Source organism: Caballeronia jiangsuensis, from assembly GCF_046030135.1.
GTDB classification, from domain to species: domain Bacteria; phylum Pseudomonadota; class Gammaproteobacteria; order Burkholderiales; family Burkholderiaceae; genus Caballeronia; species Caballeronia jiangsuensis.
On the sequence record NZ_JAQQDB010000041.1, the window covers coordinates 25,033 to 49,518 of the forward strand.

A 24,486-nucleotide genomic window follows, 5' to 3' on the forward strand; every position below is an offset into this window, starting at 1 on the left:
ACGTTCCGCGTGATTCTTTCAGCTCATCGGCCCCGTTGTATCGCGACGAACCAGTTGGATGGGCAGGACATCGTGCACCGGTGCGCCCATCCCTCCGGCTCGAATGCGCTCGACGAGTCTGCGTGCGGCGGTGCGCGCCATGGCTTCGACGGGCTGTCGGATCGACGTCAACCCGACCAGCGGCGATCCGGCAAGGGGCATGTCGTCGAAGCCGATGATCGAGAGTTGTTGAGGCACCGCGATGCTCTGCCTTTTGGCCGCTTCGAGCACACCGAGTGCGATCGTGTCGTTTCCGGCGACGATGCCCGTCACTCGGTTTTCCTCGCTCAGCATCGCGATGGCGCTGGAGTATCCCGCCTCGCTGGTGTAATCGCAATAGATCAACGGCACCGATGTCGGCGATATGCCCGCGCCTGCGAGCGACTGCAAGGCCCCTTTGACGCGGTCTCTGCTGGTCGACGTGTTTTGCGAGCCCATGACCAGCCCGATCCGTCGATGCCCCAGCTGATACAGATGCTCGACCGCGAGGGCGCCGGCGTGAACGTTGTCCACCTCGACCGTGTCGACCTTCACATCGTCCACGGACCGGACGACGAGCACCAGCGGAATGCCGCGTCTTTGCATCTCCGCCACCACGGGTGAGTCGAGCGTCGCGGTTGCAAAGATCATCCCATCGAGATAGCCGTCAATCAAAGGTCGAAATGCCAGCAGATTGTCCGCGTCGTTCATCGAGTCGATCATCAAGGTGATCTGATAGTCGAACTCCTGCAGGGCGTCATGAAGATGCGTCAGCAACAAGGTCATGAACCGGTTGTGCAGCGCGCCGACGACCACCCCGATCAGCTTCGTCGCCGACTTGCGCGTGGATCGTCCCTGTGACGGCATTCGGTAGCCCAATTCAGCCGCAACTGCCTGCACGGCGCCACGGGTCTCGCTACTGATGGCGGGATGACCGGCCAAAGACCGTGACACCGTGGACACCGATATGCCAAGGCGCTCGGCAACATCTTCGAGCCGGACCTTCGACGCCTTTGCGCGGATGCCTGTACGAGGTTTCGTTTGCATAAATTTGCATTGATGCGTTGTGATTGCGATGCCCCATTTCCGCTTGAAATGGGCCATCTAGGGAAAGTATCGAGCATTTGCGCAAAATTTGCATAAAAATTTGCGCTACATTTTCATCAACGCAGCCAGCCTTCAAACATACGGCGCACGCTGCTTCCCGGTCACCCCGCAAAAAGGAAATGCAAATGGCAATCCAATACTTGAAGCATGGTCGTAGCGCGGAAGAATCGTCGCAAGACGCCGCCAAGGTTCGTGACGTGGTCACGGGCATCCTCGGCGACGTTGCATCGCGCGGCGACGCAGCCGTCGCCGAACTCTCGGCGAAGTTCGACAACTGGTCGCCCGAAAGCTTCCGGCTGTCGGAAGACGAGATTGCGCGCTGTGTTCGCACGCTGTCGCCGGGCCAGCTCGACGACATCAGGTTTGCACAGGCTCAGGTGCGCAACTTCGCTCAGGCACAACGCGAGTCGATTCGTGATGTCGAAATCGAAACGCTGCCGGGCGTAGTGCTGGGCCACAAGAACATGCCGGTCGACAGCGTGGCTTGTTACGTCCCCGGCGGCAAGTTTCCACTGGTTGCATCGGCGCACATGGGCGTCGTGACGGCCAAGGTGGCGGGCGTTGCGCGCATCATCACCGCATCGCCGCCGGTCGGCGGCAGGCCGAATCCCGCTGTGGTCGCGGCCATGCACCTCGGCGGCGCCGACGAGATCTACACGTTCGGCGGTGTTCAGGCGATCGCGGCGATGGCGCTCGGCACGCAGACGATCGATCCCGTTGCGATGGTGGTTGGACCGGGCAATGCCTACGTCGCGGAAGCGAAGCGTCAATTGTTCGGCCGCATCGGCATCGACCTGATCGCAGGGCCTTCCGAAACGCTGGTGATCGCCGACGACAGCGTCGATGCGGAACTGTGCGCGACCGACCTTCTGGGTCAGGCGGAGCACGGCTTCAACACACCGGCCGTTCTTCTCACCAACTCGATGCAACTGGCGAAAGACACCATCGCCGAGGTCGAACGCCTGCTCGAAATTTTGCCGACCGCGAACACGGCAGGGGTTTCGTGGCGCGACTATGGCGAAGTGATCGTGGCGGACACGCTTGAAGAGATGGTTTCGGTGGCCGATCGCATCGCGTCCGAGCACGTTCAGGTGATGACGCGTGACCCGGATTACTTCCTGAAGAACATGAAGAACTACGGCGCGCTCTTCCTCGGCGCCCGTACCAACGTCGCTTATGGCGATAAGGTCATCGGCACGAATCACACGCTGCCGACCGGTAAAGCCGCGCGTTACACCGGTGGTTTGTGGGTCGGCAAATTCATCAAGACCTGCACATATCAAAAGGTGCTGACGGATGAAGCGAGCGCGCTGATCGGCTCGTATTGCTCGCGGCTTTGCGCCATCGAAGGCATGATCGCGCACGGCGAGCAAGCCAACATTCGTGTGCGCCGCTTCGGCAATCGCGATGTGCCGTACGGCACGGCTGTTCCCGCGTAATTGCCGCTGAGGAGACGCTCATGACACGTACCAGGCCGCGGCCTCGAAGCGACTTCCACTGGTTTTGTCAGGTGAACACCCAGTGGAAAGACATCGACATCTACGGGCACGTGAACAATGCCGTTCATTACACCTGGTTCGATACCGCGGTCAATGGATGGCTGATCGATCGCGGTCTTCTCGACCCGGTTCGCGGCGAGGCGGTCGGCCTGGTCGTGCGCACGAGCTGCGAGTACTTCGATGAGGTCGTCTTTCCGGACCTCGTCACGTGCGGATTGTGCGTCAGCCGAGTGGGGACGACCAGCGTGACATACGAGATCAGTCTGTTCAGAAACGACCGCGATCAGTCGTTCGCGCATGGCACTTTCGTTCACGCCTACGTCGACCGTGTTACGCGAAGGCCTGTGTCGCTGTCTGACGAATTGCGGCACGCGGTCCATCAGATCCAGGAACCTTGAAAATGCATATCGACGACACGCGGCGGAGCAATCTACCGTTCACCGCCCACGTTCTGCAGCGTCTCGAGTGCCTCCAGGAGCACGTTCCTGGCCGGCCCCTTGAGGTACTTCCGGAGTTCCTTCTCGACCTGAGTCTGCGCCGCGCGCCAGTGCGGCTCGGCTTCTTTCAATACGCGGGTGCCGGCGGGGCTGAGCTTCGCCAGTTTGTAGCGCGCATCGTCGTCGCTCGAGACCTCGACCCATCCGGCATCGATGAGTAATTTGATGTTGCGCGAGATAGTGGTCTTGTCGAGCGACAACTCGGCTGCAATCTCGTTATAGGTTGCCGAGCCAAGTCGATCGAGGCCGCGAAGCAGGGTGTGCTGGGTGATTTTCAGGCCCACCGGGCGCAAAGCCTCGTCGTAAATGCTCGTCAGGGCATTCGCGGAGCGCCTGAACTGGGTGCAATAGCATTCGGTGAACATCGACGATCCCTTTTAAAGAGTGATCAGTGTATATGCAACTATCGTAGCACTTCCTGACGAGAGACGGCACAGGCTTTCCGGAGAAAGAGGCCGGTACGGGTTCTCACTAGGTTGAAGAGGTATCGATTCTTACTAGACTGTTGCATATACATCGGTTGTAGATGCATCTGTTTAGGTCAGCACCGTCAGAACGGTCCGGCGCGGCAAACATCGATTGCCGAGTGCATCGGCTTTCCTTGGACACGCTGCGCCCATATAGATGCATATGCAACAGACTATCGGCGCCGTTCAAAGATTTATTCCCCAACTAGCTTCGAAGGAGTTACCGGAAATGCCCATCATCGTTTGCAACACGCGCGCCGGACTGGACGTCGACGTCAAGCGCAAGATCGCCAAAGCGATCACCATCGCCGTGAACGAGACCATCAAGTCGCCGCTCGAAATCATCAGCGTGGTCTTCAACGATCTTGCGTCCGAAAGCAGTTACGTGGGCGGAGAACCGGGCGGCGACACGCTCATCATGTGCAATATTCGCGCGGGTCGATCGGACGACGCGAAGCTCACGCTGGTCAGAAAAGTGAGCGCCATTTTCAGCGACTATGCGGGCGTCCCGGAAGACCGTATCGAAACGGGCCTGCTCGAATACAACCCCAAGTTCATCATTCGCGGCGGCCAGCAGTTGCCTGATCCACCCTACGCGTGATCGACGGCACGGTAAGTGGACAATCGATAAGTTCATACATTTTGCATTCCTATGCATCAGGAGGCGGGCTTGAATACTAGACACTCGACTGCGACAGCGCATTCGTCACCGAAGATGCTGACGATCGCCATCGCCAGTTTCATGGGAAGCGCCATTGAATGGTTCGACTTCTTTCTCTACGGAATCACCTCGGCGCTCGTTTTTGGCAAGCTGTATTTCCCCGGTGGCGATCCGTTGACCGGAACGCTTCTGGCATTCGGTACGTTCGCGGTCGGGTTCATCGCACGACCATTCGGCGGCATCGTCGCGGGTCACCTTGGCGACCGTGTCGGACGAAAATTCGTGCTAGTCACGACACTGTTGGCAATGGGCGTTTCGACCACGCTCATCGGTCTAGTGCCGTCGTACAACAGCATCGGACTTGCCGCGCCGATGCTCCTGATCCTGCTGCGCATCGTGCAAGGGTTGGCCGTAGGCGGCGAATGGGGAGGGGCCGCTCTGATCGCCGTCGAGCACGCCAACCCGAATCGCCGTGGCCTGTATGGCAGCTTCCCTCAGATGGGACTTCCCGCAGGGTTGTGTATGGCGGTAGGCGGGATGGAACTGGCTAGCCGCCTGCCTGAGACGGAGTTCCTCGCGTGGGGCTGGCGTATCCCGTTCCTCTTCAGCGCGGTACTCGTCGCGGTTGGTCTCGTGATCCGCCTTCGTATCGAAGAACCACCCGCTTTCAAGAAGGTGCTCGACTCCGACTCGACCGTCAAGCTACCCATCGTCGAGGCGGTTCGCAGATTTCCGAGGGCGATCCTGATGTCCGCGGGACTTCGCTTTGCGGACAATATTCTGTACTACGTATTTACGACCTTCGGCCTGACTTACATGACGAGCCATCTCGGCTTGCCGAGAAAGACGGTGCTGGTCGCCATCCTGATTGCGGCCGCACTTGAACTGCTGACGAATCCGCTCTTTGGTGCGTTATCGGACAAGTTTGGTCGAAAGCAGATCGTGATCTTCGGCGCACTGGTCGCAGTCGTTGCGCCATTCCCGTTCTTTCACATGGTAGGAACCGGGAATCCGACGATGATCCTGCTCGCCGAGATCATGGTGATCACGATTGCTCACGCGGCCGTGTTCTCGCCAATGGCTGCATGGTTCGCCGAAATGTTCAGCCCCGAAGTCCGTTATAGCGGGGTGACGATCGGATTCCAGCTGGGTGCACTGCTCGCCGGCGCGCCCACGCCGCTGATCGCCACGGCGCTGCTCGCAAAGTACGGCGACTACACCCCTGTGGCTATCTTCGCGATGATCGCGGCAGGCATCACGCTCGTCTGCGCCCTTTTCGCGAGGGTCGTTCAGGAGCGCAGAGCGCCGTCAGCGTCGACCCTGATTCCAGCCAGCACGACGCAGGAAGGCTGACCGAACTAACGCCCGAGTCGCGAAGCAAGCGATCAATCGAAATTGAAATACTGAAGGGACATATGTCTAACGAACTTTTTAACCTTGAAGGGAAGAGCGCTGTCGTGACTGGCGCGGGGCGTGGCCTTGGCGCGGACATCGCTTCTTTGCTCGCACAATCCGGCGCGCACGTCTATCTGCTCAGCAAGGATGCGCGAGAACTGGATGAAGTCGCTGCCCGCATCCATCGAAACGGTGGCGCGTGCACGCCTGTCGTATGCGACCTCCTGAAAGACGATCAACTTGAGCGGGCGTTCAGCGAACTTCCCCGACTGGACATCCTCGTCAACAACGCAGGCACCAACGTCCCTGCGCGACTCGCGGACGTCAAGACTTCAGATCTGGATTTCGTGATCGGCCTGAACGTCAGAGCCACATTCCTGGCAACGCGCGCTGCCGTTCGCAAGATGCTCGAAGGTGAAGCAACCGACGACCGCGCCATCATCAACATATCGTCGCAGATGGGGCATGTAGGCGCGCCCGATCGATCCGTGTACTGCATGACGAAGCACGCGATGGAAGGGCTGACGAAAGCAGCCGCAGTGGAGCTTGCACCGAGGATACGCGTGAACTCGGTGGCGCCTACGTTCGTCGATACACCGATGACGCAACCGTTCTTCGAGAACGAGCAGTTCAAGCGCTGGGTCTTCGACCGCATCCCGATGGGCCGTCTGCTCTCGAGCGATCACGTCGCTGCGGCGGTGCTGTATCTCGCGTCTCCTGCCGCCGCGATGATCACCGGAACGAGTTTGCGCATCGACGGAGGATGGACGGCGCAGTAGATCAGCCAAACGCAAACCGGGACAGCGCCTCCTTATCGAAATCGAACCCCGTGCCTGGCCGATCTGGAATCTCGATCAGGCCGTCTTTGACAGGAAACGGCGCCTCCAGGATCGGATCGACCCAGTCCTGCCATTCGAGCCAATGGGCTGTCTCGGTAACCCGCAGAAGGTGCGCGGAAACTTCCGGATACAGATGACTCGAAACGTCGATGCCCATTGCGCCTGCAATGGGTACCGAGCGAAGCCAGCCCGATACGCCGCCGATGCGCATCATGTCCGGCATCATGAAGGTTCCTGCCTTCGCCGTGACCGCACGCGACAGCGCACGCGGTCCGTAGAAATTCTCACCGAGGCAGAGCGGGGTCTTGAGCCTGGCCGCCAGGTCCGAGTAGCCGTCGATGTTGTCATAGGCGATGGGCTCTTCGAACCAGTAAAGCCCGAAATCGTCCAGTTCATGACAGCGGCGCACTGCATCTCCGAATCTCATGCCCTGATTGAAATCGACCATGAGTTTGATGTCGCCGCCCACGGCATGGCGGACCGCTTCGATTGCGTCGATATCCTGCTGCAGTCGATCGCGCCCGAGCCGGAGCTTGATTGCCCCGAAGCCTCCTTCGGCGATCAGGGCAAGCGCTTCGTCGGCCAGCTTGCCGGTATCGGTAAGCCACAACGCGTTGCTGTTATAAGCGGGCACCGTGCCGATATCCCCGCCCAGCAATCGCGCCAGCGGGAGATTCACGGCTTTCGCCAACGCGTCCCAGGCCGCCATATCCAGGCCTGCAATGGCGATCATCGCAAGACCTTCGTAGCCGACCAGACTCAAAGACTTGCGATCGGCCTGAAAATCGGACAAAGGCGCGATGCGCTTACCTTTCTTATTGGCCGCCAGGTCGCTCATGATCGATACGATGTACTTCACCGAATGAGCGAGATACGGTTCGAGATAGCTGCATCCGCTTACGCCTTCGTTGGTCCTGAGCGTGACGGCGATGACCGGCCAGTCCGAGAAGCTTCCCACCTTCGACACGATTGGTCGCTTCAACGGGATCAGCACGGGCTGTAACTCGAGCGAATGAAAGGTCAAATGCTCCAGTGGCTTCATATCGTCCTCCATGCTGACATTTTTCTTGGCCGGCTTATACCGATGCGAGGCTAATCCGCAGGCGCGTATTGCATTTCCCCGTTGCCGAACGACCAGTTCTCCCGTGCGACCTCGACCAGACTGATCCAGACATCTTCCTTTCGCAGTCCCGTCTTCGAAGAAATGCCGTTGGCGACGGCGGCGTAGAAAGCCTTCTTGACATCGATCGAACGACCGGTATTCCAGGTGATCTGAATGAAAACAATCGACGGAGAGTAGGAGATGCCGAGATAGCCATCGGCCGGATAGACGAGTTCGTCGGCGTCGTGTCGGGTGACGATCTGAAACTTGTCGTTGACGGGGACGCCGGCGATCGAGGTCATCGCCTCGTAGACGGTGTCGCTGACAGCCTGAACGACGGCGGGTGCCGCGGCTTTCGAAAGATCGATTCGGACGAGTGGCATAGTGGCCTCAAAACAAGAGTGCGTGATAACGCCCACTAGGCTAGACTCAATCGATGCTTTCCAAAAGCGAATATTCAGACTGCTTTGAATGACGGAATGGAATAATGATCGAGGAACTGAAGTCTTTCGTGACGGTGGTGGAGGAAGCCTCTCTGACGCGTGCCGCACACAAGCTGTGCGTGACGCAGTCGGCGGTATCGAAGCGCATCCAGCGACTGGAAGATGTGCTCGGCGCGCAACTGCTCGACCGCAATTCCAAACCGCCGCGTGCAACTGCGCTTGCGCATCGTATTCACGAGCATGCCGTGCCATTGCTCGCTGCCTTCGACCGGCTGATGAATGTCAGCCGGGAAGACGGAGATCCTTCGGGAAAGCTGCGTTTCGGTTTGCCGCAAGGTATCGCCGACATCGTCCTGTTCGATGCCCTGACCGCGCTCGGGGATGCATTTCCGGCGCTCGACGTGACGCTCAAGTCGGACTGGAGTCCCGGTCTGCTTCGTCTGCTCGACGCGGGCGAACTGGATGCCGCCGCAATTCTGAGCCCGAAGGGCAGACAACCCGCCGACGCATACGTGCGCCGACGCGTCTCGACCATCGAACTGGTCGTCGTGCAAAGTAAAAGGCGTCCGCTGGTTTCGAGTCGTGCGACGCTATCTGCCATCGCGGACGGTGGATGGATCCTGAACCCGGAAGGATGCGGTTATCGGGCGGCGCTGCAACACGCAGTCGAAGCGGCCGGCTACGCGTTGCGCGTCAAAGCGGATACGCACGGCAGCGAAATGCAATTGCAGCTCATCGCCTCAGGCTTGGGACTGGGTCTGGTTCCGCGAAGTGTGCTGACTCATAGTGCGTGGCAGCGGCGGCTCGAAGTCGTGAAGGTCGCACGCTTCGCGCCTCAGCTAGACGTGTGGCTTTTGCATCCGCCTCACCTCGGGAATCTCAGCCGCGCGGTGGCGCGCCTCGGAGACAGGATGGAAGCGTCGTTCAAGTCTTGAGGTCTCCGTCCTGGTTCTCCAACGTTTCAAAGCGTCGGCATATGCAGATGATGCGGATCGCCCATCATGTCGGCGACGCGTCTTAACGCTTCGCGGCAATCTTCCCGGTTCTGAGGTCCGCCGAGGCACAAGCGCAGCGCATTCGGCGGATTCCCGTCTGCGGAAAATGCAGCACCGGCCACCGCGCCGATGCCCTGAGTCCGCAACTGAAGAGCCAGTTCCGGCGCACTCCAGTCACACATCGAAGGCACGGGCAGCCAGAGATGAAACCCGTGCGGGTCGGCGTCGAACGCTAAGCCTCGAAGCTCGTCCGACGCGATCGCCTGTCGGGCCGATGCCTCTTCGCGAATAGCGTCGAGCACGTCCGACGCCGTACCGTCGTTGACCCATTGGGTCGCGAGAAGGACGGTGAAAGGACTCGGCATGACCGTGGTCGCACGCAATGCGCCCGCGATCCGCTGCGTCTGCCGCAGCGTTGGCGCCTTGAGATAGGCCACGCGCAACCCTGCACCCAGCGTCTTCGATAAGCCGGTCACGTGATACGTCAGTTCGGGCGCGAGTTCCGCGAGCGTGGCGGGCGCATCGAGAGGCAACATGCCGTAAGGCTCGTCTTCGATGATCGGCACGTTGTAGCGCAAGGCCACGTCGGCAAGGGCTTCGCGCCGCTGCCGCGTCAAGGTCAATGTGCTCGGATTCTGCAGCGTCGGATTGCAGTAGAACGCTCCCGGTTTCTCCGTCTTGCACAACGCTTCGAACGCATGCGGCAACGGCCCTTCGTCATCGCGGGCGAGGGCCTGCAAGCGCACGCCCAGTTGCGAAGCAATCGCCTTGATCCCGGGATAAGCGAGCGAATCCAGACAGATGATCTCGCCCGGCCGCGCAAGCTGCGACACCAGCGCAACGAGCGCGCCATGAATGCCCGGACAAACGAGCACGTTATCGACATCGCAATCCGGAACGCGCTTCCGAAGCCATTCGCGTCCCGCCGCCCGATCCGCCGCCGTACCGCCGAAATCCTGATAGCGCAACAACTGGAACGGATCGGCACGCTCCATCAGGCTCGCCGCCGACGCGCGCAGTCGCGCTGCCACGAGCGGCGGTTCAGGCGGCATGTTCATCGACATCTCGACACTGCCGCCCCCGGCGAGCGGCAACGTCTGCGTCCTGCCGCGCGCGAAGGTTCCGCTACCCGCGCGCGCATCGAGCAGGCCGCGCTTGCGCGCTTCCGCATACGCACGCGCGACCGTCGTGTAGTTGAGGCTGAGCAGGTCGGCGAGATCGCGCAGACCGGGCAATCGATCGCGCGGCCGCAATCGTCCGGTCGCAAGGTCCTCTTCGATCAGATCGGGAATCGTCAGATAAGCGGGCTTTCTACTCTCTTCGAGCTTTCTGATCCAGTGATGCGCCGGCTGATTCATGACCGCGATGTCCTCGGCAAAGGTTCGATTCACCTTAGCATGACAAATCAATCAAAAGAAAAGAGATCGCATGCGCCGATCGCAGTTGATTGCATTGATCGCTTTTATGCACGGCTTCGGTGTGCTACGCACCACGCACAGGAACCGCTGCGCTGAAAGTGTGCGCGCATCGCTTATGCAAGGCTCCCGCGTATGACAGCGACAGCCCGCCCGGATTGGCTTGCACGAAAATTTTTCGCGTCGCGCATGCAAGTTCGTTTTGCTTGATTGCAAGGTGATTGCATTTTACGGGCCAATCATTGGCATATCCGTTGCGTTTGAGCGTTCGCCGTCGCGATGAAACGAGACGGTAGAGACGTGAACCCAACATCGGAGAATGCCATGCCCGCAGTCAATCAACCGCTTCACAAGAACGGCGACTATCTGGTCGACTACGAAGAGAAAGTATTCGAAGACGTGAAGGCCGAACCTGGCGAGAAAGCGCTCGTCACGTTTCATACGGTTGCATTCGAAGGCTCGATCGGCTTCGTGAATCTGCTGCAAGCCACGCGTCTGCAACGCAAGGGCTTCGACACCTCCGTGCTGCTCTACGGACCCGGTGTGACGCTCGGCCTGCAACGCGGCTTCCCGACGCTCGGCGACGAAGCGTTCCCCGGCCATCTCAACTTCAACAAGCAACTGCAGAAGTTCATGGCCGAAGGCGGGAAGGTCTACGCATGCCGCTTCGCATTGCAGGCTCTGTACGGACACGGCGAGGCGTCGCTCATCGAAGGCATTCGTCCGATCAACCCGCTCGATGTGCTCGATCTCCAGTTGCTTCATCGCAAGGAGAACGCGCTCGTCATCCATACGTGGACCGTGTGACGATCATGGCCGATGCCCTGACGACGAAGCGCGTCGTGCGCGCCGCCGCCGTGCAGATCGCGCCGGATTTCGAGCGCCCGAACGGCACGCTCGACCGCGTCTGCACGGCCATCGACGAAGCCGCCGCGAAAGGCGTGCAGCTGATCGTGTTTCCCGAGACCTTCCTTCCGTATTACCCGTACTTCTCGTTCGTGCGCGCACCGGTTGCCTCGGGCGCGGATCACATGAAGCTCTACGAACAGGCGGTTGTCGTGCCGGGTCCGGTCACGCAGGCGGTCGCGGAACACGCGCGGCTCGCGAACATGGTGGTCGTGCTCGGCGTGAACGAGCGCGATCACGGCAGCCTCTACAACACGCAGCTCATCTTCGATACCGACGGCCGCCTGCTGCTCAAGCGCCGCAAGATCACGCCGACCTTCCACGAACGGATGATCTGGGGACAAGGCGATGCCGCGGGGCTGAAGGTCGCCGAAACGCGCGTCGGACGTGTGGGCGCGCTGGCGTGCTGGGAGCATTACAACCCGCTCGCGCGGTACGCGCTGATGACGCAGCATGAAGAGATTCATTGCAGCCAGTTTCCCGGCTCGCTGGTCGGCCCGATCTTCGCCGAGCAGATCGAAGTGACGATCCGGCATCACGCGCTGGAGTCGGGCTGCTTCGTCGTCAATGCGACAGGCTGGCTGACCGATGCGCAGATCGAAGCCATCACGCCCGATCCGAACCTGCAACGTGCGCTGCGCGGCGGCTGCAACACGGCGATCGTCTCGCCCGAAGGCCAGCATCTGGCCGAGCCGCTGCGCGAAGGCGAAGGCATGGTGATCGCCGATCTCGACATGGCGCTCATCACCAAGCGCAAACGCATGATGGATTCGGTCGGCCACTACGCGCGGCCCGAGTTGCTGAGTCTCGCGATCAACGACCGGCCCGCCACGCCCGTCACTTCTTTCAAGGACACCCACGACGATGAGCGCAAGAGAGAACCTGCCGGCGTCGAGCCGGCAATTGATGACTGAGCTTCAGTCGAGCGGCCTGCGACTGGTCGATCCACGCGCCGGTGTGTCCAGCCGGCGCGGCGGCGCGGGTCCATCGGATCACAAGGCGGTCACCGTCGATGGCGTGACCATCATGGTGCCCGTGCACACGAGCACGGCATGGGATTCGCCGTTCGTCGCCGACCAGCCGGACGCGAACGGCAACAGCGCGCTGATGCGCAACACGATCCCGATCGCGAGCATCAGCTTTCCGAAGGCGCCGCGTTTCTACGCGATGCAGACACTCGACGGCGTGCCGTATTCGCACATCGCGACGCTGCACAGCGCCGATGTGCTCGCGACGACCGTGCTGCAAACCTGCATCCGTTACGAAAGCCGCCGAAAGTCGTGCAAGTTCTGCGCGATCGGGCAATCGCTCGCGGCGGGCCGCACCATCGCGCGCAAGACACCGGAGCAGCTCGCCGAGGTGGCGCGCGCCGCCGTGTTGCTCGACGGCGTCAAGCATATGGTGCTGACCACCGGCACGCCGCCGACGCCCGATCGCGGCGCGCAGATTCTCTGTGAGAGCGCGTTCGCGATCAGGGCAGCCGTCGATCTGCCGATCCAGGCGCAGTGCGAGCCGCCCGATGACGACCGCTGGTTCGAGCGCATGAAGGCGAGCGGCATCGACACGCTCGGCATGCATCTCGAAGCGGTGACGCCCGCGGTGCGCGAGCGCATCATGCCGGGCAAGGCGAGCGTGCCGGTGTCGCGCTACATGGAAGCCTTCGAGGCGGCGGTCGCGGTGTTCGGGCGCGGGCAGGTGAGCACGTACATCCTTGCGGGACTCGGCGACAGCGCACAGGCCATCGTCGATATGGCGCGCGATCTGATTGCGCTCGGCGTGTATCCGTTCGTCGTGCCGTTCGTGCCGATCAGCGGCACGCCGCTCGAAGACCATCCCGCGCCCACGCCCGACTTCATGCGCTCGGTGCTGGCGCCGATCGGCGCGATGCTCGCGCAGGCGAACATGCGCTCCGCCGATATCAAGGCGGGCTGCGGCAAATGCGGCGCGTGTTCGTCGCTATCTTCGTACGAGGTGTGACATGTTCGTCGAAGCCATCGAGGGCGATGCGTTCGAGCTCGACTACACGCCGGTCGAATACCGCGTGAAGTGGGCGACGCTGCCGTGGGAAGAAGATGAAGCGTACAAGCTGCGGCGCGCGGTGTTCTGCATCGAGCAGGGCGTGTTCGTCGGTGACGATCGCGACGAGATCGATGAGCGCGCGCAACTGCTGGTCGCGCTGAGTTGCGTCGCAGGCATGCCGGAACAGGTGGTCGGCACCGTGCGCATTCACGAGACGGAGCCGGGCGTGTGGTTCGGCTCGCGGCTCGCAGTGCACGCGGCCTTCCGCTCGCACGGCAAGATCGGCTCGACGCTCATCCGGCTCGCGGTATCGAGCGCGCATGCGCTGGGCTGCGAGACTTTTCTCGCGCATGTGCAGGCGCAGAACGTGCCGCTCTTTCGCCGTCTGCGCTGGGACACGCAGCAGGAGGAAACGCTCTTTGGCCGCCCACATCATCTGATGCGCGCGCAACTCGACGCGTACCCGCCGTGCATCACGCCGCAAAGCGGTTTCGTCGCGCTGGCGCGGAGGCTGCCGTGAACGCGCTCGCCGGACTCGTAGAACGTCTGCGCGAGAGTCGCGGCTTTCGTCACAAGAGCGATATCTCGCATGTGCTTTCGCGTCTTCCTTCGAACGCGCAATCCGTGGCGATTGGCGATGACTGCGCCGCGATCCCCGATGGCGATGGTTATCTGCTCTTCGCGATCGAAGGCATGGTGAGCGATTTCGTTCATTCGATGCCGTGGTTCGCAGGCTACAGCGGCGTCATGGTGAACGTGAGCGACATCTACGCGATGGGCGGCCGCCCGCTCGCCGTCGTCGATGCGCTGTGGAGCGGCAGCGCGGACGCCGCCAGCGATGTTCTCGCCGGCATGGCGGCGGCATCGAAGGTATATGGCGTGCCGGTCGTCGGCGGGCACAGCAACGTGCGCAGCGACGGCGCGCAACTCGCGGTGGCGATCGTCGGGCGAGCGCGCAAGCTGCTGACCAGTTTCGATGCGCGCCCGGGCGACGCGCTCGTGATGGCCGTCGATCTGCGCGGCAGGTTCGAGGAGCCGTATCCGTTCTGGAATGCATCGGTGGGATCGCCCGAAGGCCGCGCTCGCGCCGATTTCGAACTGTTGCCCGCGCTCGCCGAAGACGGTCTGTGCGAAGCCGCGAAGGACATCAGCATGGCGGGCGCGCTCGGCACCGCATTGATGCTGCTCGAATGCTCGGAAGCGGGCGCGCGCATCGATCTCGATGCATTGCCGCGTCCCGCCGATGTCGATATCGAACGCTGGCTCACGGCGTTTCCTAGCTTCGGCTTCGTGCTTTCCGTGCGTCGCGAGCATGTCGGCGAGGTTCTGGCGCGTTTCGCCGGGCGCGATCTCGCGAGCGCGGTGATCGGTGAAGTCGATGATTCGCGCGATGTAGTCGTGACGCGCGGCGACGAGACTGCCTTGCTGTGGAACTTTCGCGAGGAACCGTTCATATGTGCGCGATGAACCCATAACGGAGGCTCGGACATGCCTGTCATGCACTTTCGAATTCGCTGGCCGGACGGCGTCGAGGCGAACTGCTACTCGCCCTCGACAGTCGTCGGCGAATACTTCGCGGCGGGCGAGAGCTATGCCGTCGGCGACTTCGTCGCGCGCTCGCGCGAGGCCCTCAACATCGGCTCCGAGCGCGTGCGCGAGAAGTACGGCTTCGCGTGCTCCGCGGCGCTCGATCAGCTTGCACGCATCGAAGAGGACGCGGGACGGTTCAGCGAGGCGCACGATGCGCGCGTGACCGTGCTCGCGCTCGATTGACCCATTTGTCGAAGAGGAAGCGGATATGTCGAACATCGAATCCACTCAGGCAGCGCCGGAGCATGTCGGCGTGATCGTCATCGGCGGCGGCCAGGCCGGGCTCTCGGTCAGCTACTTTCTGCAACAGGCGAATATCGGGCATCTCGTGCTCGAAAAGCACAGCGTCACGCACACGTGGCGCACTCAGCGCTGGGACACGTTCTGTCTCGTCACGCCGAACTGGCAATGCGCGCTGCCGGGCCATGCATACGACGGCCCGGACCCGCACGGCTTCATGAAGAAGGACGAGATCATCGCCTATCTCGATGCGTTCATCGCCAAGGTGAACGCGCCGGTGCTCGAAGGCGCGGCAGTCACACGGGTAACACGTGACGCCAATGGCGGCTACGTCGTGCACAGCACGCGCGGAACGTATACAGCCGATCAGGTGGTCGTCGCGTCGGGCGGCTATCACACGCCGATCGTGCCGCGCATGGCGGAGCGCCTGCCGCAGAGCATCGTGCAGATGCAGTCGTCGGAATACCGCAACGCCGACGCGCTGCCACCCGGCGCGGTGCTCGTCGTCGGCTCGGGGCAGTCGGGCGCGCAGATCGCGGAAGATCTGCACCTGTCGGGCCGCAAGGTGCATCTCGCGGTCGGCGAGGCGCCGCGTTGCGCGCGCTTCTATCGCGGCCGCGATGTCGTCGACTGGCTGGCCGACATGCGCTACTACGACATGCCGGTGACCGATCATCCGCTGCGCGAAGGCGTGCGCGACAACACCAATCACTATGTGACGGGCCGTGACGGCGGGCGCGACATCGACCTGCGCCGCTTCGCGTCCGAAGGCATGGAACTGTTCGGGCGGCTGGAGGACTTCCGCGATGGAAAACTGCGCTTTGCCCCGAACCTGCGCGCCAACCTCGACGACGCCGACGACACGTACAACCGCATCAACGCGAGCATCGACGGTTTCATCGAGAAGCATGGTATCGATGCGCCGGCTGCCGCGCGTTACGAGCCGCTGTGGCATCCGCCGGGCGAACGCGCGGAACTCGATTTGCAGGCGAGCGGCATCACGTCCATCGTGTGGTGCATCGGCTTCACGCCGGACTTCGCCTGGCTCGACGCGCCGGTGTTCAACGGGCGCGGATATCCGGCGCATATGCGCGGCGTGACGGCCGTTCCGGGCATCTATTTCGTCGGCCTCCCGTGGCTGCATACGTGGGGCTCGGGACGCTTCTCCGGCGTCGCGCGCGACGCGCAGTACATCGTCGACGCTATCTGCGCGGAGCGTTCGAACGTGCCCGATCATGTGTCGATTGCGTGTGCGTGAAGAAGCATGATGCCTCGCCACGACGACACTTACCGCGCCGGCATGCCGCAACTCAACTACGCGGGCCTGTCCGAGAACTGGCTGCTCAAGGAGTGCGGCGACCGGCACTGGGACGCACTCGCGCATGCCACCGGCAGCGACTTCGTCGCCGATGAAGGCACGCGCGCCTATGCCGCGTTCACGTCGATCCGGCTGCGCGCGCACGGCATGCACGAGGTGCGCGAGAACGACGCATTGCGCATTCGCACCGAGCTTGCGCGGATCGGTGCGGCGCGCCATGTCAGCGAGCATCACGTGGAGCGTGGACATGGCGCGATCGCCTCGCTGTCGATGATGTCCACCTTCGTGCGGCGCACCGAGGCGCGCAACAACCGCTCGGTCGCGCGCGCGAGCTTTGCGAAAATGAAGGGCGACATTGCGCCGATGAACGCGGCGATCACCGACATGCAGGACGCCGCGCGAGAACTGCGTCTGCGCGAAGCGGGGCCGCGCATCGCCGAAATGGGCTTGCACGCGGCAGACTGCGCGCCGGTCGAATTTCTGCCGTGCCCTTACAACGATTTCAACGGTGCGGACTTCCTCTATTTCGCGAGCTTCCAGGGCTTTGTCGATCGTGCGGAATGGCAGACCTGGCGTCTCGCGGATACCCCCGCGCTCGTTTCGCGCGAACTGCACTATCACGGCAACATCGATGTCGGCGAGCGCTTGCGGCTGACGTTCCGGCGCGCGTTCGTCGACGAGACGCGCGTCGCGCACTGGTGCGAGATCGAACGCACGAGCGACGGCAGGAAGATCGCCGACGTCCTCACGCACAAGGCACGGAGGCGCGCATGAGCCGTCCGCGACGCGTTCCATTGAAGCCGCTCTACACGTCGGCGGATCTCGACGGCATCGAGCATCTCGGTTCGCAACCCGGCGCGCAACCATTCGTGCGCGGACCGTATGCGTCGATGTACACGTCGAGGCCCTGGACCATTCGCCAGTACGCCGGTTATGCGGACGCCGCGGATTCGAATCTCGCGTTTCGCAAGGCGCTCGCACATGGGGCGCAAGGCTTGTCCGTGGCCTTCGATCTGCCGACGCAGCTCGGCTACGATTCCACCGATCAAGAAGCACGCGCGGACGTCGGCCTTGCAGGCGTGGCGATCGATACCGTCGAGGACATGGCGCGTCTTTTCGAAGGCATCGCGCTCGATCGCGTGTCCGTCTCGATGACGATGAACGGCGCAGTGCTGCCGGTGCTCGCCGCTTTCATCGTCGCGGCCGAAGAGCGCGGCATTGCGAGGGATTCGCTCTCGGGCACGGTGCAGAACGACATCCTGAAGGAGTTCATGGTGCGCAATACCTATGTGTTCGCACCGGAGCCGTCGATGCGCATCGTCGCGGATGTCGCGCAGTTTGTGAATGAACACATGCCGCGCTTCAAGGCGCTTTCCGTGTCGGGCTATCACTTTCAGGAAGCGGGCGCGGATGCTTCGCTGGAACTTGCGCTCACGTTCGCGAATGCCCGCGAATATCTTCGCGCATTGCGTGCGCGCGGTCTGGAGGCCGAGGCCGTTTGCGAGCAACTGAGCTTTTTCTTCGGCACCGGAACGGACTTTTATACAGAGATCGCGAAGCTGCGCGCCGCGCGCCTGCTGTGGTCGGGAATCGCGGCGGAAGAGGGTGCGAGCACGCCGAAAAGCCGTGCGCTGCGCATGCACTGCCAGACTTCGGGCTGGTCGCTCAGCCCGACGCGCACGCATAACAACATCGTGCGTACGACCGTCGAGGCGATGGCTGCGGTGTTCGGCGGAACGCAGTCGCTGCACACGAATGCGCATGACGAGGCGCTCGCGCTGCCGTCCGCATCGGCGTCGCAACTCGCCCGCGACACGCAACTGATCCTTCAGCACGAAATGGGCTTGTGCGACGTGATCGATCCGTGGGCCGGCTCGTACATGATGGAATCGCTGACGGCCGATCTTGCCGGGCGGGCGCGCGAAATGATCGATGAAATCGAGGCGGGCGGCGGCGCGCGCGAGGCGATCCGGACGGGCTGGGTTCGGGAGCAGATTCACGCAAGCGCGGCGGCGACGCAGGCGCGCATCGATACGGGCGAACAGATGATCGTCGGCACTAACGCCTTTGCGGCAATCGAGGCCGATGACGATGCTCCCGAATGCGTCGCAATCGATGGCGAGCGCGTGCGCGTGCAACAGTCGCGCAGAATCTCCGAAGTCAAGCGCCGACGCGACGAATATCGCGTGAGCACCACGCTCTCGGCATTGACTCGCGCCGCACACGACGATGCCGGCAACCTGCTTGCACTGACGATCGACTGCATGCGCGCGCGGGCGACAGTGGGTGAGTGTACGCGTGCCCTTGAAGCAGTTTGGCCGCGCTATGTGCAGCCATCGGACGTTACGTCGAATGCGTATGGAACACAATGCGCAGAGGACGAGGCATGGCACGCGGCGAGCGCACAGGTTGCGCGACTCGCGAAGAAACTAGGCAGAAAGCCGCGCCTGCTGATGGCGAAAATCGGACTCGACGGACACGATCGCGGCGCGAACGTGGTGTCGGCGGCGCTGAAGGACGCGGGCTTCGATGTTGCGATGAGCGGCCTGTTCGCTTCTCCGACGCGCGCAGCGAGATTTGCCGCGGAAGAAAGGTGCGACGTAATCGGCATTTCGTCGCTTGCGGGAGCGCATGGAAGTCTGATGCTTCAATTCATGCGCGAGCTTGGAGAAACCGACGTATGTGCGCCTGTCGTCGTCGGCGGGATCGTGCCGGATAATGACGCGCGTTCTCTACGGAACATGGGCGTGGCGGAAATCTTCGGACCGGGGACAACCGTACACGAGATCGTCGCGCGGCTCGTGCGGTTGATCGAAACGAGCCGCTTCGGTGGGGCGGCCCGGCCAAGACGCGTCGCTGATCTAGACCGGGAGCGCTACGGTTGACTCAGGTCCGCTGCACGGTGGTCCCTACTGCCTGCCGCCGTGCGCCGACCGACCGTGCGATGGCTGTTCCGATCGCGAGCACTAAAAGACATGCGGTAGGAACAAGCATCGGCGCAGTGTGGCTCTCGCTGATCTTGCCGACATAGGGCATGAGGTTTTGGCCAAAGAAACCTCCAAGATTTCCGATGCAGTTGATGGCCGCAACACTCGCTGCGGCTCGGGCACCCGAGAAGAAGCGCGGCGGAAGCGACCAGAAGCACGGATACAGCAATGGAATACACGCGCCGCCCAGGCACAGAGCAATGAAGCGAAGGGAAACGGTTGGCAATACCAGGCTCGAAGCGAAGCAAACGACTCCAACACCCGCAACGACGGTCATCGCTCGAAGGACAACGCGCTCTCGTTTGAGCTTGCCCGGCAGCCACAGCAGGAGCAGGGCTGCCAGTGCCCACGGAATCATGTTGAGCAGACCGTTGACCGTCGACGAGACGCCATAGCTTTTCACCAGCGTAGGCATCCAGTAGGTCACGCCATAAAGTGACGTCGACATCAGCATGTAGGTCGCAGCAAACATGAGAACCTTGGGGTCGATGAATGCAGCCCAGGGATGCGACGCCTTCGCCTCGGTAGGCGCCTCCCTTTGAAAAGCCGCCAGTACAATCTCCTTCTCCGCTTGCGAGAGGAATGGCGCGACTTGCACCGAGTTCGGAAGATACTTCAGCGCAACAAAGGCGATGAGGATGGCCGGAATGCCGGTTGCGATGAACACCCACTGCCAGCCCTGCAAATCCCACGTGCCGCCGAGCGAAAGCAGTAGTCCACCGACAAGCGACCCCAGCATGTTGGCCAGTGCGCTACCCAGGGTGAAGAACCCGAGCACCCGCGTTCGATAGCTCTGCGGGAACCATTGCGTGAGGTAGTAGATGACGCCAGGATAGAAGCCTGCCTCAGCTACGCCGAGCGCGAACCTGTAAAAGTAAAACAGGGGCAGCGACTTCGTAAAGGCGAGCAAGACAGTGATGATGCCCCACGTAATCATGATTCGCGCCAGCCATGTACGCGCTCCAAAGCGGTGGAGCGCCAACGTGCTCGGCACCTCGAACAGCAGATAACCGATGAAGAACAGTGATGCGCCAAAACCATAGGCCGCCTCGGTCATCCCCAATGCCTGCACCATTTCAAGCTTTGCGAATCCGACGTTTTGCCGGTCGATGAACGCGATGAGGAACATCACGATGAGCAGCGGCATGAGTCGCCACGCCATCTTTCTCATCACATGCTGTTCAGAAATCGGAATCGAATCCATGTACCCCCCAGAAATATCGCCTGCGACACTGGTCCCTCGTGGAGACGGGCAGTGGCATCCGACGCAAGATATAAACATATATATCTTTATATCTCTTGATGACGTCGGCGAACTATGAGGTGTTACCCGAACGATGCGGGGAGCACCCGGAGCGCGAACGATAAATCGGTCAGGCGCGAAAAGGCACGCACAGGTTGCGCGTAAAGCCGGGAGAACGTTGTCTGTCAAGGAGCCCGCGCTCGGGCGGGCTAGAAAGGGAGGGTTACCGGATTTCTACCTGATACTGGAACCCTGTCGCGGCACCTCGCGTTGTGCGCCATTCTATCGGTGTTCCGGCGAAATCCAGCGCCACTCGATTGACCATAATAACGGGGCTGCCGACGTCAACGTGAAGTGCCGCCGCATCCTCTTGATTGGCCTGTTCGACGGTCAGGGTTTCAGTAGCCGATGCCACTATCTGCCGGCAAGCCCGCTCGTAGAGGGGATACATGAGGTTCCCGAAGTCGTCGAGCGGAAGGGTCGCCAACGCATCGAAGCGGGGTCGGGCGAGCCAGATTTCCTCGCGGAGAACCGGTTTCGAATCGATGAGACGCACTCGGGACAGGTGGATGCTCTTTTCGGTCGGCTCCATTTGGAGCGCATCGCGGATCGCCTTGTTCGGCTTCACGATCTCACGCTTCAAAACTCTGCCGATCGGCTGGACCGGCTGGCCGTCCGCCGATTTGAACCGAAAGAAGCGAAAAAGAGATGAATCGAACCGCGGTCGACGAACGAATGTTCCTTTCCCTTGCGTGCGCGTGACGACGCCTTCTGCTACGAGCAGTTCGATGGCTTTCCGTAGCGTACCGATCGAGACGACATAGGCTTCGCAAAGGTCGGCCTCGGTCGGTAGCGCCTGCTCGGGCGTCCATTCCCCATTGGCGATTCGACGCACGAGGTCGTCGCGGATCAGCTGATAGCGCGGAAGCCGTAGGTCGGCGTTAGCGTGGAAGGAGGCCGTGTTCATGATTCATATAGTTAACCACAACTCTAGCTCTCCGTGTGAATCACAGCACTTAGCGCGGGTTAATCCCCCGACGGATCAGGACGAGTCCGCGCCATTCAACTCACGATTCGCTGGTTTCGGGGTTTAAGAGTGTCGCTTGCGCGTCGCAGGCCTTCGGGCTTTTTTGCCTTTGGTTGAGACGGAGCGCTGGCTGGCATCCTTCGGCAAGCGTCGAGGATCGCCAAGGAATGCCTACGGCGTGCCCCCCGAGAAGCTGGGAGGACAAGCTTCGTCCAGGTTCGTCGCGCAGGCCTTCGCTGGTGGAAGGCTGGTCAAGGGCTTTAATCATCTGGCCGCCGCGGTCCTCGCGCAAGACCCGGCCGTACATGGTGGGAGGCGAGTCGTGTTCCTGGCGAGCGACGATGACGGCGCCGCAGCGGAGATCGGTGCGCTTGCGGAAGATCTCGGTTTCTCGCCCATCGAACTTGGCGGACTTTCGGAAGGTGGACTGCTCGTGCAGGGGCGCGAAAACAGCTGGGGTCAACTGATCTTCAAGGACCTGGTCAAGTTCGACTGATGAAATGGAGAGATTTCGATGAGCACTGAAGAGAATGTCCGGATCGTGAAGGATTTTTTTGCAGCAATCGGTCGCGGCGATGAGCAAGCTCTGCTGGCGTTGGCTGCCGAAGATATCGAGTGGATCATTCCGGGCAAGGACTGGCCGCTGGCTGGCACGCATCGCGGGCACGCGGGATTGGCGAACGTGCTTCAGAAGGCTTCGAACGAGGTGGAAATGACATACCCGGAGCCCCCCGAATTCGTGGCGCAGGGGGACCGGGTTCTGGTCATCGGCGTCGCTACGGGCAAAATCAAAGCGACGAATAAAACGTTCAAGGACGATTGGGTCTTCGCCATTACCGTTAGAAATGGCAAGCTCGCGAACATCCGGGAATATATCGATACGCAAGCCCTCGCGCGGGCCAGCGAGACGGACGCGGCCCCTGGATCCTGACCCGGGTTTCGGCATGTTTATGAATGCTCAGGCGACCGTTGCCTCCGGTGGATGCTTCGCAACATAACGTCCCGGCGCGGGCTCGATCGGCGCGAACTTCGCGCTGCCCAGCTTCTTCGGCGCGGCGACCTGCTCGCCCGCGTACGTTTGCAGCCACTTGCTCCAGTGCGTCCACCAGCTTCCCGGCTGCGAAGTGGCCGATTCGAGCCACGCTTCTGGATCGTCGCCGAGCTTGCCGTCGATCCAGTAGGAGCGCTTGTTCTTCGATGCAGGATTGATCACGCCCGCGATATGTCCGCTCGCGCCGAGCACGAACTGCGTCTCGCCGCCCAGGAGACGCGTCGACTGGTACGCGCCCTTCCACGGCACGATGTGATCCTCCTGCGTCCCGAAGATATAGCTGGGCATGTCGATGCGCGCGAGATCCACCGGCGTGCCGCACATGGTGAGCCGCCCCGGCTGGCAAAGATTGTTCTCGAGATACATGTTGCGCAGATACCAGGCGTACATCGGCCCGGGCAGGTTGGTGCCGTCGGCATTCCAGTAGAGCAGGTCGAACGCCTGCGGCGCGCCGCCCTTGAGGTAGTTGTCGACGACATACGGCCAGATCAGGTCGTTCGCACGCAGCGTCTGGAACACGAAGCCCAGTTCGCCGCCCGAATAAATGCCGCCGCGCCCGATGGTCTGCTCGCGCTGCGTGACGCCCGCCTCGTCGATGAACACGCCGAGGTCGCCGGGATCGCTGAAATCGAGCATCGTCGTGAGCAGCGTGAGGCTCGCGACCGGATCTTCGCCGCGCGCGCGCAATACCGCCAGCGCCGACGACAGAATCGTTCCGCCGACGCACCAGCCGACCGCATTGACCTTGTCGGCGCGGCTGATCGCGCGCGCCACTTCGATCGCCTTGATCGCGCCGCTCTCGATGTAGTCGTCCCAGGTGATGTGGCCCAGTTCCTTGTCGGGGTTTCGCCACGACACGAGGAACACGGTCTGCCCCTGTTCGCAGGCGAAGCGCACGAACGAATTCGCCGGCTGCAGGTCGAGGATATAGAACTTGTTGATGCATGGCGGCACGATGACGAGCGGCCGCTCGGCAACCTTCTCCGTGAGCGGCGCGTACTGGATCAGTTGAAACAGTTCGTTCTCGAATACCACCGACCCCTTCGAGACCGCCACATTGCGCCCGACTTCAAAGGCACTTTCATCCGTGATGGAGATGCGTCCGCGCCTGAGGTCTTCGAGCAGATTCGCGAACCCCGTGCGCATGCTCTTGCCCTGCGTCTCGATCGCGGTTTGCATCGCCTCCGGATTGGTCACGGCGAAATTGACCGGACTCATCGAGTCGATGAACTGTCGCGCGTAGAAACGCAGCTTGTGCTTCTCCTTCGCGTTGATATCCGCGGCTTCGACCATGTCGTTGAGCAGCTTCGAATTGAGCAGATAAGTCTGCTTGAGGAGGCTGTACCACGGATTGTCGTGCCAGGAATCCGACTTGAAGCGGCGGTCGCCGCGCTCCGGCTCAATGGCGGGCGCCGGCTTCTGGCCGGTCGCGCTCGCCATCATGCCCGCATAGAGCGCCATCTGCTGCTGCCAGTAATGCGCCTGAGCTTGCGCGAGCGCCAGCGCGGGCAATGTCCTGCCGGACGCCGAACGCGAGTCGGTCGTGTTGCCGGCGACGCCCATATAGGCTTCCAGCAGCGTCTGCCCGGATTTGAAAAACCCCCGGACGAACTCCTCCGGCATGTTGAACGGCGAGGCCATGTTGTCTCCCTGGGGTCATCGTCAAA

24 protein-coding genes and 1 pseudogene are annotated in these 24,486 nt (G+C 61.8%); 17 read left to right on the forward strand and 8 right to left on the reverse strand.

Going from position 1 to position 24,486, the window contains the following annotated elements; translation table 11 throughout:
• Nucleotides 1-18: 18 nt before the first annotated feature.
• Nucleotides 19-1,122 carry a LacI family DNA-binding transcriptional regulator gene (locus PQR08_RS31115; protein WP_250487694.1) on the reverse strand — a complete coding sequence of 368 codons (1,104 nt, stop codon included), beginning with the start codon at nucleotides 1,120-1,122 and terminating at the stop codon, nucleotides 19-21.
• 128 nt (nucleotides 1,123-1,250) lie between these two features.
• Between PQR08_RS31115 and hisD the strand changes: the two genes are divergently transcribed.
• A complete protein-coding gene (gene hisD / locus PQR08_RS31120) occupies nucleotides 1,251-2,564 on the forward strand; it encodes a histidinol dehydrogenase (RefSeq protein ID WP_238287439.1) in 1,314 nt (437 codons plus the stop codon).
• Nucleotides 2,565-2,584: 20 nt separating this feature from the next.
• Nucleotides 2,585-3,022 carry an acyl-CoA thioesterase gene (locus PQR08_RS31125; RefSeq protein WP_250487695.1) on the forward strand — a complete coding sequence of 146 codons (438 nt, stop codon included), beginning with the start codon at nucleotides 2,585-2,587 and terminating at the stop codon, nucleotides 3,020-3,022.
• 32 nt (nucleotides 3,023-3,054) lie between these two features.
• On the opposite strand, the gene PQR08_RS31130 is transcribed toward PQR08_RS31125, so the two are convergent.
• Nucleotides 3,055-3,486: a MarR family winged helix-turn-helix transcriptional regulator gene (locus PQR08_RS31130; protein WP_187603289.1), complete on the reverse strand. Its 432-nt coding sequence runs from the start codon at nucleotides 3,484-3,486 to the stop codon at nucleotides 3,055-3,057.
• A gap of 331 nt (nucleotides 3,487-3,817) precedes the next feature.
• On the opposite strand from PQR08_RS31130, the gene PQR08_RS31135 reads away from it, so the two are divergent.
• The 3 genes from PQR08_RS31135 (at nucleotide 3,818) to PQR08_RS31145 (ending at nucleotide 6,423) form a co-directional block, all read left to right on the forward strand.
• Nucleotides 3,818-4,189, forward strand: a complete 372-nt coding sequence (locus tag PQR08_RS31135) for a tautomerase family protein (RefSeq protein WP_250487696.1) — start codon at nucleotides 3,818-3,820, stop codon at nucleotides 4,187-4,189.
• A gap of 114 nt (nucleotides 4,190-4,303) precedes the next feature.
• Nucleotides 4,304-5,602 (forward strand): MFS transporter, encoded by a 1,299-nt coding sequence (locus tag PQR08_RS31140; RefSeq protein WP_250487697.1) that lies wholly within the window; start codon nucleotides 4,304-4,306, stop codon nucleotides 5,600-5,602.
• 62 nt (nucleotides 5,603-5,664) lie between these two features.
• A complete protein-coding gene (locus PQR08_RS31145; RefSeq protein ID WP_250487698.1) occupies nucleotides 5,665-6,423 on the forward strand; it encodes an SDR family NAD(P)-dependent oxidoreductase in 759 nt (252 codons plus the stop codon).
• A 1-nt stretch (nucleotide 6,424) separates the two neighbouring features.
• Here PQR08_RS31145 and PQR08_RS31150 read toward each other — a convergent pair whose 3' ends face one another.
• The gene (locus PQR08_RS31150; protein WP_250487699.1) at nucleotides 6,425-7,525 is read right to left on the reverse strand and encodes an enolase C-terminal domain-like protein; all 1,101 of its coding nucleotides are present in this window, start codon (nucleotides 7,523-7,525) and stop codon (nucleotides 6,425-6,427) included.
• A 50-nt stretch (nucleotides 7,526-7,575) separates the two neighbouring features.
• On the reverse strand, nucleotides 7,576-7,968 hold the full coding sequence (locus tag PQR08_RS31155) for a tautomerase family protein (protein WP_250487700.1): 393 nt from the start codon (nucleotides 7,966-7,968) through the stop codon (nucleotides 7,576-7,578).
• 104 nt (nucleotides 7,969-8,072) lie between these two features.
• Here PQR08_RS31155 and PQR08_RS31160 point away from each other — a divergent pair, with 104 nt between their 5' ends.
• Nucleotides 8,073-8,963 (forward strand): LysR family transcriptional regulator, encoded by an 891-nt coding sequence (locus tag PQR08_RS31160; RefSeq protein WP_250487701.1) that lies wholly within the window; start codon nucleotides 8,073-8,075, stop codon nucleotides 8,961-8,963.
• Nucleotides 8,964-8,989: 26 nt separating this feature from the next.
• On the opposite strand, the gene PQR08_RS31165 is transcribed toward PQR08_RS31160, so the two are convergent.
• Nucleotides 8,990-10,381, reverse strand: a complete 1,392-nt coding sequence (locus PQR08_RS31165; RefSeq protein ID WP_250487702.1) for an aminotransferase-like domain-containing protein — start codon at nucleotides 10,379-10,381, stop codon at nucleotides 8,990-8,992.
• 381 nt (nucleotides 10,382-10,762) lie between these two features.
• Between PQR08_RS31165 and PQR08_RS31170 the strand changes: the two genes are divergently transcribed.
• Genes PQR08_RS31170 through scpA form a run of 9 tightly spaced genes read left to right on the forward strand, consistent with a single transcriptional unit; the run spans nucleotide 10,763 to nucleotide 19,396 of the window.
• Nucleotides 10,763-11,245 carry an MSMEG_0572/Sll0783 family nitrogen starvation response protein gene (locus PQR08_RS31170; RefSeq protein WP_016348771.1) on the forward strand — a complete coding sequence of 161 codons (483 nt, stop codon included), beginning with the start codon at nucleotides 10,763-10,765 and terminating at the stop codon, nucleotides 11,243-11,245.
• 5 nt (nucleotides 11,246-11,250) lie between these two features.
• On the forward strand, nucleotides 11,251-12,258 hold the full coding sequence (locus PQR08_RS31175; protein WP_250487704.1) for a Nit6803 family nitrilase: 1,008 nt from the start codon (nucleotides 11,251-11,253) through the stop codon (nucleotides 12,256-12,258).
• Nucleotides 12,251-13,321 (forward strand): MSMEG_0568 family radical SAM protein, encoded by a 1,071-nt coding sequence (locus tag PQR08_RS31180; protein ID WP_238287890.1) that lies wholly within the window; start codon nucleotides 12,251-12,253, stop codon nucleotides 13,319-13,321. Before PQR08_RS31175 ends, PQR08_RS31180 begins: the two co-directional genes overlap by 8 nt.
• Nucleotide 13,322: 1 nt before the next feature.
• On the forward strand, nucleotides 13,323-13,883 hold the full coding sequence (locus tag PQR08_RS31185) for an MSMEG_0567/Sll0786 family nitrogen starvation N-acetyltransferase (protein WP_187603297.1): 561 nt from the start codon (nucleotides 13,323-13,325) through the stop codon (nucleotides 13,881-13,883).
• On the forward strand, nucleotides 13,880-14,830 hold the full coding sequence (locus tag PQR08_RS31190; RefSeq protein WP_250487705.1) for a sll0787 family AIR synthase-like protein: 951 nt from the start codon (nucleotides 13,880-13,882) through the stop codon (nucleotides 14,828-14,830). The genes PQR08_RS31185 and PQR08_RS31190 overlap by 4 nt, the downstream gene beginning before the upstream one ends.
• A 21-nt stretch (nucleotides 14,831-14,851) precedes the next feature.
• On the forward strand, nucleotides 14,852-15,136 hold the full coding sequence (locus PQR08_RS31195; RefSeq protein ID WP_238287454.1) for an MSMEG_0570 family nitrogen starvation response protein: 285 nt from the start codon (nucleotides 14,852-14,854) through the stop codon (nucleotides 15,134-15,136).
• 25 nt (nucleotides 15,137-15,161) lie between these two features.
• Nucleotides 15,162-16,451 (forward strand): MSMEG_0569 family flavin-dependent oxidoreductase, encoded by a 1,290-nt coding sequence (locus PQR08_RS31200; RefSeq protein WP_250487706.1) that lies wholly within the window; start codon nucleotides 15,162-15,164, stop codon nucleotides 16,449-16,451.
• A gap of 9 nt (nucleotides 16,452-16,460) precedes the next feature.
• On the forward strand, nucleotides 16,461-17,285 hold the full coding sequence (locus PQR08_RS31205; protein ID WP_250487732.1) for a Pnap_2097 family protein: 825 nt from the start codon (nucleotides 16,461-16,463) through the stop codon (nucleotides 17,283-17,285).
• Nucleotides 17,282-19,396, forward strand: coding sequence for a methylmalonyl-CoA mutase (gene scpA, locus PQR08_RS31210; protein WP_408163511.1), 2,115 nt, complete (start codon nucleotides 17,282-17,284; stop codon nucleotides 19,394-19,396). Before PQR08_RS31205 ends, scpA begins: the two co-directional genes overlap by 4 nt.
• Before the next feature lies 1 nt (nucleotide 19,397).
• Here scpA and PQR08_RS31215 read toward each other — a convergent pair whose 3' ends face one another.
• Together PQR08_RS31215 and PQR08_RS31220 are read right to left on the reverse strand one after the other, a co-directional pair.
• Nucleotides 19,398-20,702, reverse strand: coding sequence for an MFS transporter (locus tag PQR08_RS31215; protein WP_250487708.1), 1,305 nt, complete (start codon nucleotides 20,700-20,702; stop codon nucleotides 19,398-19,400).
• Nucleotides 20,703-20,964: 262 nt separating this feature from the next.
• Nucleotides 20,965-21,708 carry a GntR family transcriptional regulator gene (locus PQR08_RS31220; protein ID WP_250487709.1) on the reverse strand — a complete coding sequence of 248 codons (744 nt, stop codon included), beginning with the start codon at nucleotides 21,706-21,708 and terminating at the stop codon, nucleotides 20,965-20,967.
• Nucleotides 21,709-21,931: 223 nt separating this feature from the next.
• Here PQR08_RS31220 and PQR08_RS31225 point away from each other — a divergent pair.
• Together PQR08_RS31225 and PQR08_RS31230 are read left to right on the forward strand one after the other, a co-directional pair.
• Nucleotides 21,932-22,264 (forward strand): annotated as a pseudogene (locus PQR08_RS31225) (NAD(P)-binding domain-containing protein); the annotation flags it as partial.
• A gap of 18 nt (nucleotides 22,265-22,282) precedes the next feature.
• Complete coding sequence (locus PQR08_RS31230) at nucleotides 22,283-22,699, forward strand: nuclear transport factor 2 family protein (protein ID WP_250487710.1); 417 nt, start codon at nucleotides 22,283-22,285, stop codon at nucleotides 22,697-22,699.
• Nucleotides 22,700-22,726: 27 nt separating this feature from the next.
• On the opposite strand, the gene PQR08_RS31235 is transcribed toward PQR08_RS31230, so the two are convergent.
• Nucleotides 22,727-24,460, reverse strand: a complete 1,734-nt coding sequence (locus tag PQR08_RS31235; protein ID WP_250487711.1) for a PHA/PHB synthase family protein — start codon at nucleotides 24,458-24,460, stop codon at nucleotides 22,727-22,729.
• Nucleotides 24,461-24,486: the final 26 nt, after the last annotated feature.

Excerpts from the sequence above, each read along its gene's own strand:
- PQR08_RS31115 (WP_250487694.1), bottom strand. The coding sequence starts at position 1,122 with ATGGCCCATTTCAAGCGGAAATGGGGCATCGCAATCACAACGCATCAA.
- hisD (WP_238287439.1), top strand. The coding sequence starts at position 1,251 with ATGGCAATCCAATACTTGAAGCATGGTCGTAGCGCGGAAGAATCGTCG.
- PQR08_RS31125 (WP_250487695.1), top strand. The coding sequence starts at position 2,585 with ATGACACGTACCAGGCCGCGGCCTCGAAGCGACTTCCACTGGTTTTGT.
- PQR08_RS31130 (WP_187603289.1), bottom strand. The coding sequence starts at position 3,486 with ATGTTCACCGAATGCTATTGCACCCAGTTCAGGCGCTCCGCGAATGCC.
- PQR08_RS31135 (WP_250487696.1), top strand. The coding sequence starts at position 3,818 with ATGCCCATCATCGTTTGCAACACGCGCGCCGGACTGGACGTCGACGTC.
- PQR08_RS31140 (WP_250487697.1), top strand. The coding sequence starts at position 4,304 with ATGCTGACGATCGCCATCGCCAGTTTCATGGGAAGCGCCATTGAATGG.
- PQR08_RS31145 (WP_250487698.1), top strand. The coding sequence starts at position 5,665 with ATGTCTAACGAACTTTTTAACCTTGAAGGGAAGAGCGCTGTCGTGACT.
- PQR08_RS31150 (WP_250487699.1), bottom strand. The coding sequence starts at position 7,525 with ATGAAGCCACTGGAGCATTTGACCTTTCATTCGCTCGAGTTACAGCCC.
- PQR08_RS31155 (WP_250487700.1), bottom strand. The coding sequence starts at position 7,968 with ATGCCACTCGTCCGAATCGATCTTTCGAAAGCCGCGGCACCCGCCGTC.
- PQR08_RS31160 (WP_250487701.1), top strand. The coding sequence starts at position 8,073 with ATGATCGAGGAACTGAAGTCTTTCGTGACGGTGGTGGAGGAAGCCTCT.
- PQR08_RS31165 (WP_250487702.1), bottom strand. The coding sequence starts at position 10,381 with ATGAATCAGCCGGCGCATCACTGGATCAGAAAGCTCGAAGAGAGTAGA.
- PQR08_RS31170 (WP_016348771.1), top strand. The coding sequence starts at position 10,763 with ATGCCCGCAGTCAATCAACCGCTTCACAAGAACGGCGACTATCTGGTC.
- PQR08_RS31175 (WP_250487704.1), top strand. The coding sequence starts at position 11,251 with ATGGCCGATGCCCTGACGACGAAGCGCGTCGTGCGCGCCGCCGCCGTG.
- PQR08_RS31180 (WP_238287890.1), top strand. The coding sequence starts at position 12,251 with ATGACTGAGCTTCAGTCGAGCGGCCTGCGACTGGTCGATCCACGCGCC.
- PQR08_RS31185 (WP_187603297.1), top strand. The coding sequence starts at position 13,323 with ATGTTCGTCGAAGCCATCGAGGGCGATGCGTTCGAGCTCGACTACACG.
- PQR08_RS31195 (WP_238287454.1), top strand. The coding sequence starts at position 14,852 with ATGCCTGTCATGCACTTTCGAATTCGCTGGCCGGACGGCGTCGAGGCG.
- PQR08_RS31200 (WP_250487706.1), top strand. The coding sequence starts at position 15,162 with ATGTCGAACATCGAATCCACTCAGGCAGCGCCGGAGCATGTCGGCGTG.
- PQR08_RS31205 (WP_250487732.1), top strand. The coding sequence starts at position 16,461 with ATGCCTCGCCACGACGACACTTACCGCGCCGGCATGCCGCAACTCAAC.
- scpA (WP_408163511.1), top strand. The coding sequence starts at position 17,282 with ATGAGCCGTCCGCGACGCGTTCCATTGAAGCCGCTCTACACGTCGGCG.
- PQR08_RS31215 (WP_250487708.1), bottom strand. The coding sequence starts at position 20,702 with ATGGATTCGATTCCGATTTCTGAACAGCATGTGATGAGAAAGATGGCG.
- PQR08_RS31220 (WP_250487709.1), bottom strand. The coding sequence starts at position 21,708 with ATGAACACGGCCTCCTTCCACGCTAACGCCGACCTACGGCTTCCGCGC.
- PQR08_RS31230 (WP_250487710.1), top strand. The coding sequence starts at position 22,283 with ATGAGCACTGAAGAGAATGTCCGGATCGTGAAGGATTTTTTTGCAGCA.
- PQR08_RS31235 (WP_250487711.1), bottom strand. The coding sequence starts at position 24,460 with ATGGCCTCGCCGTTCAACATGCCGGAGGAGTTCGTCCGGGGGTTTTTC.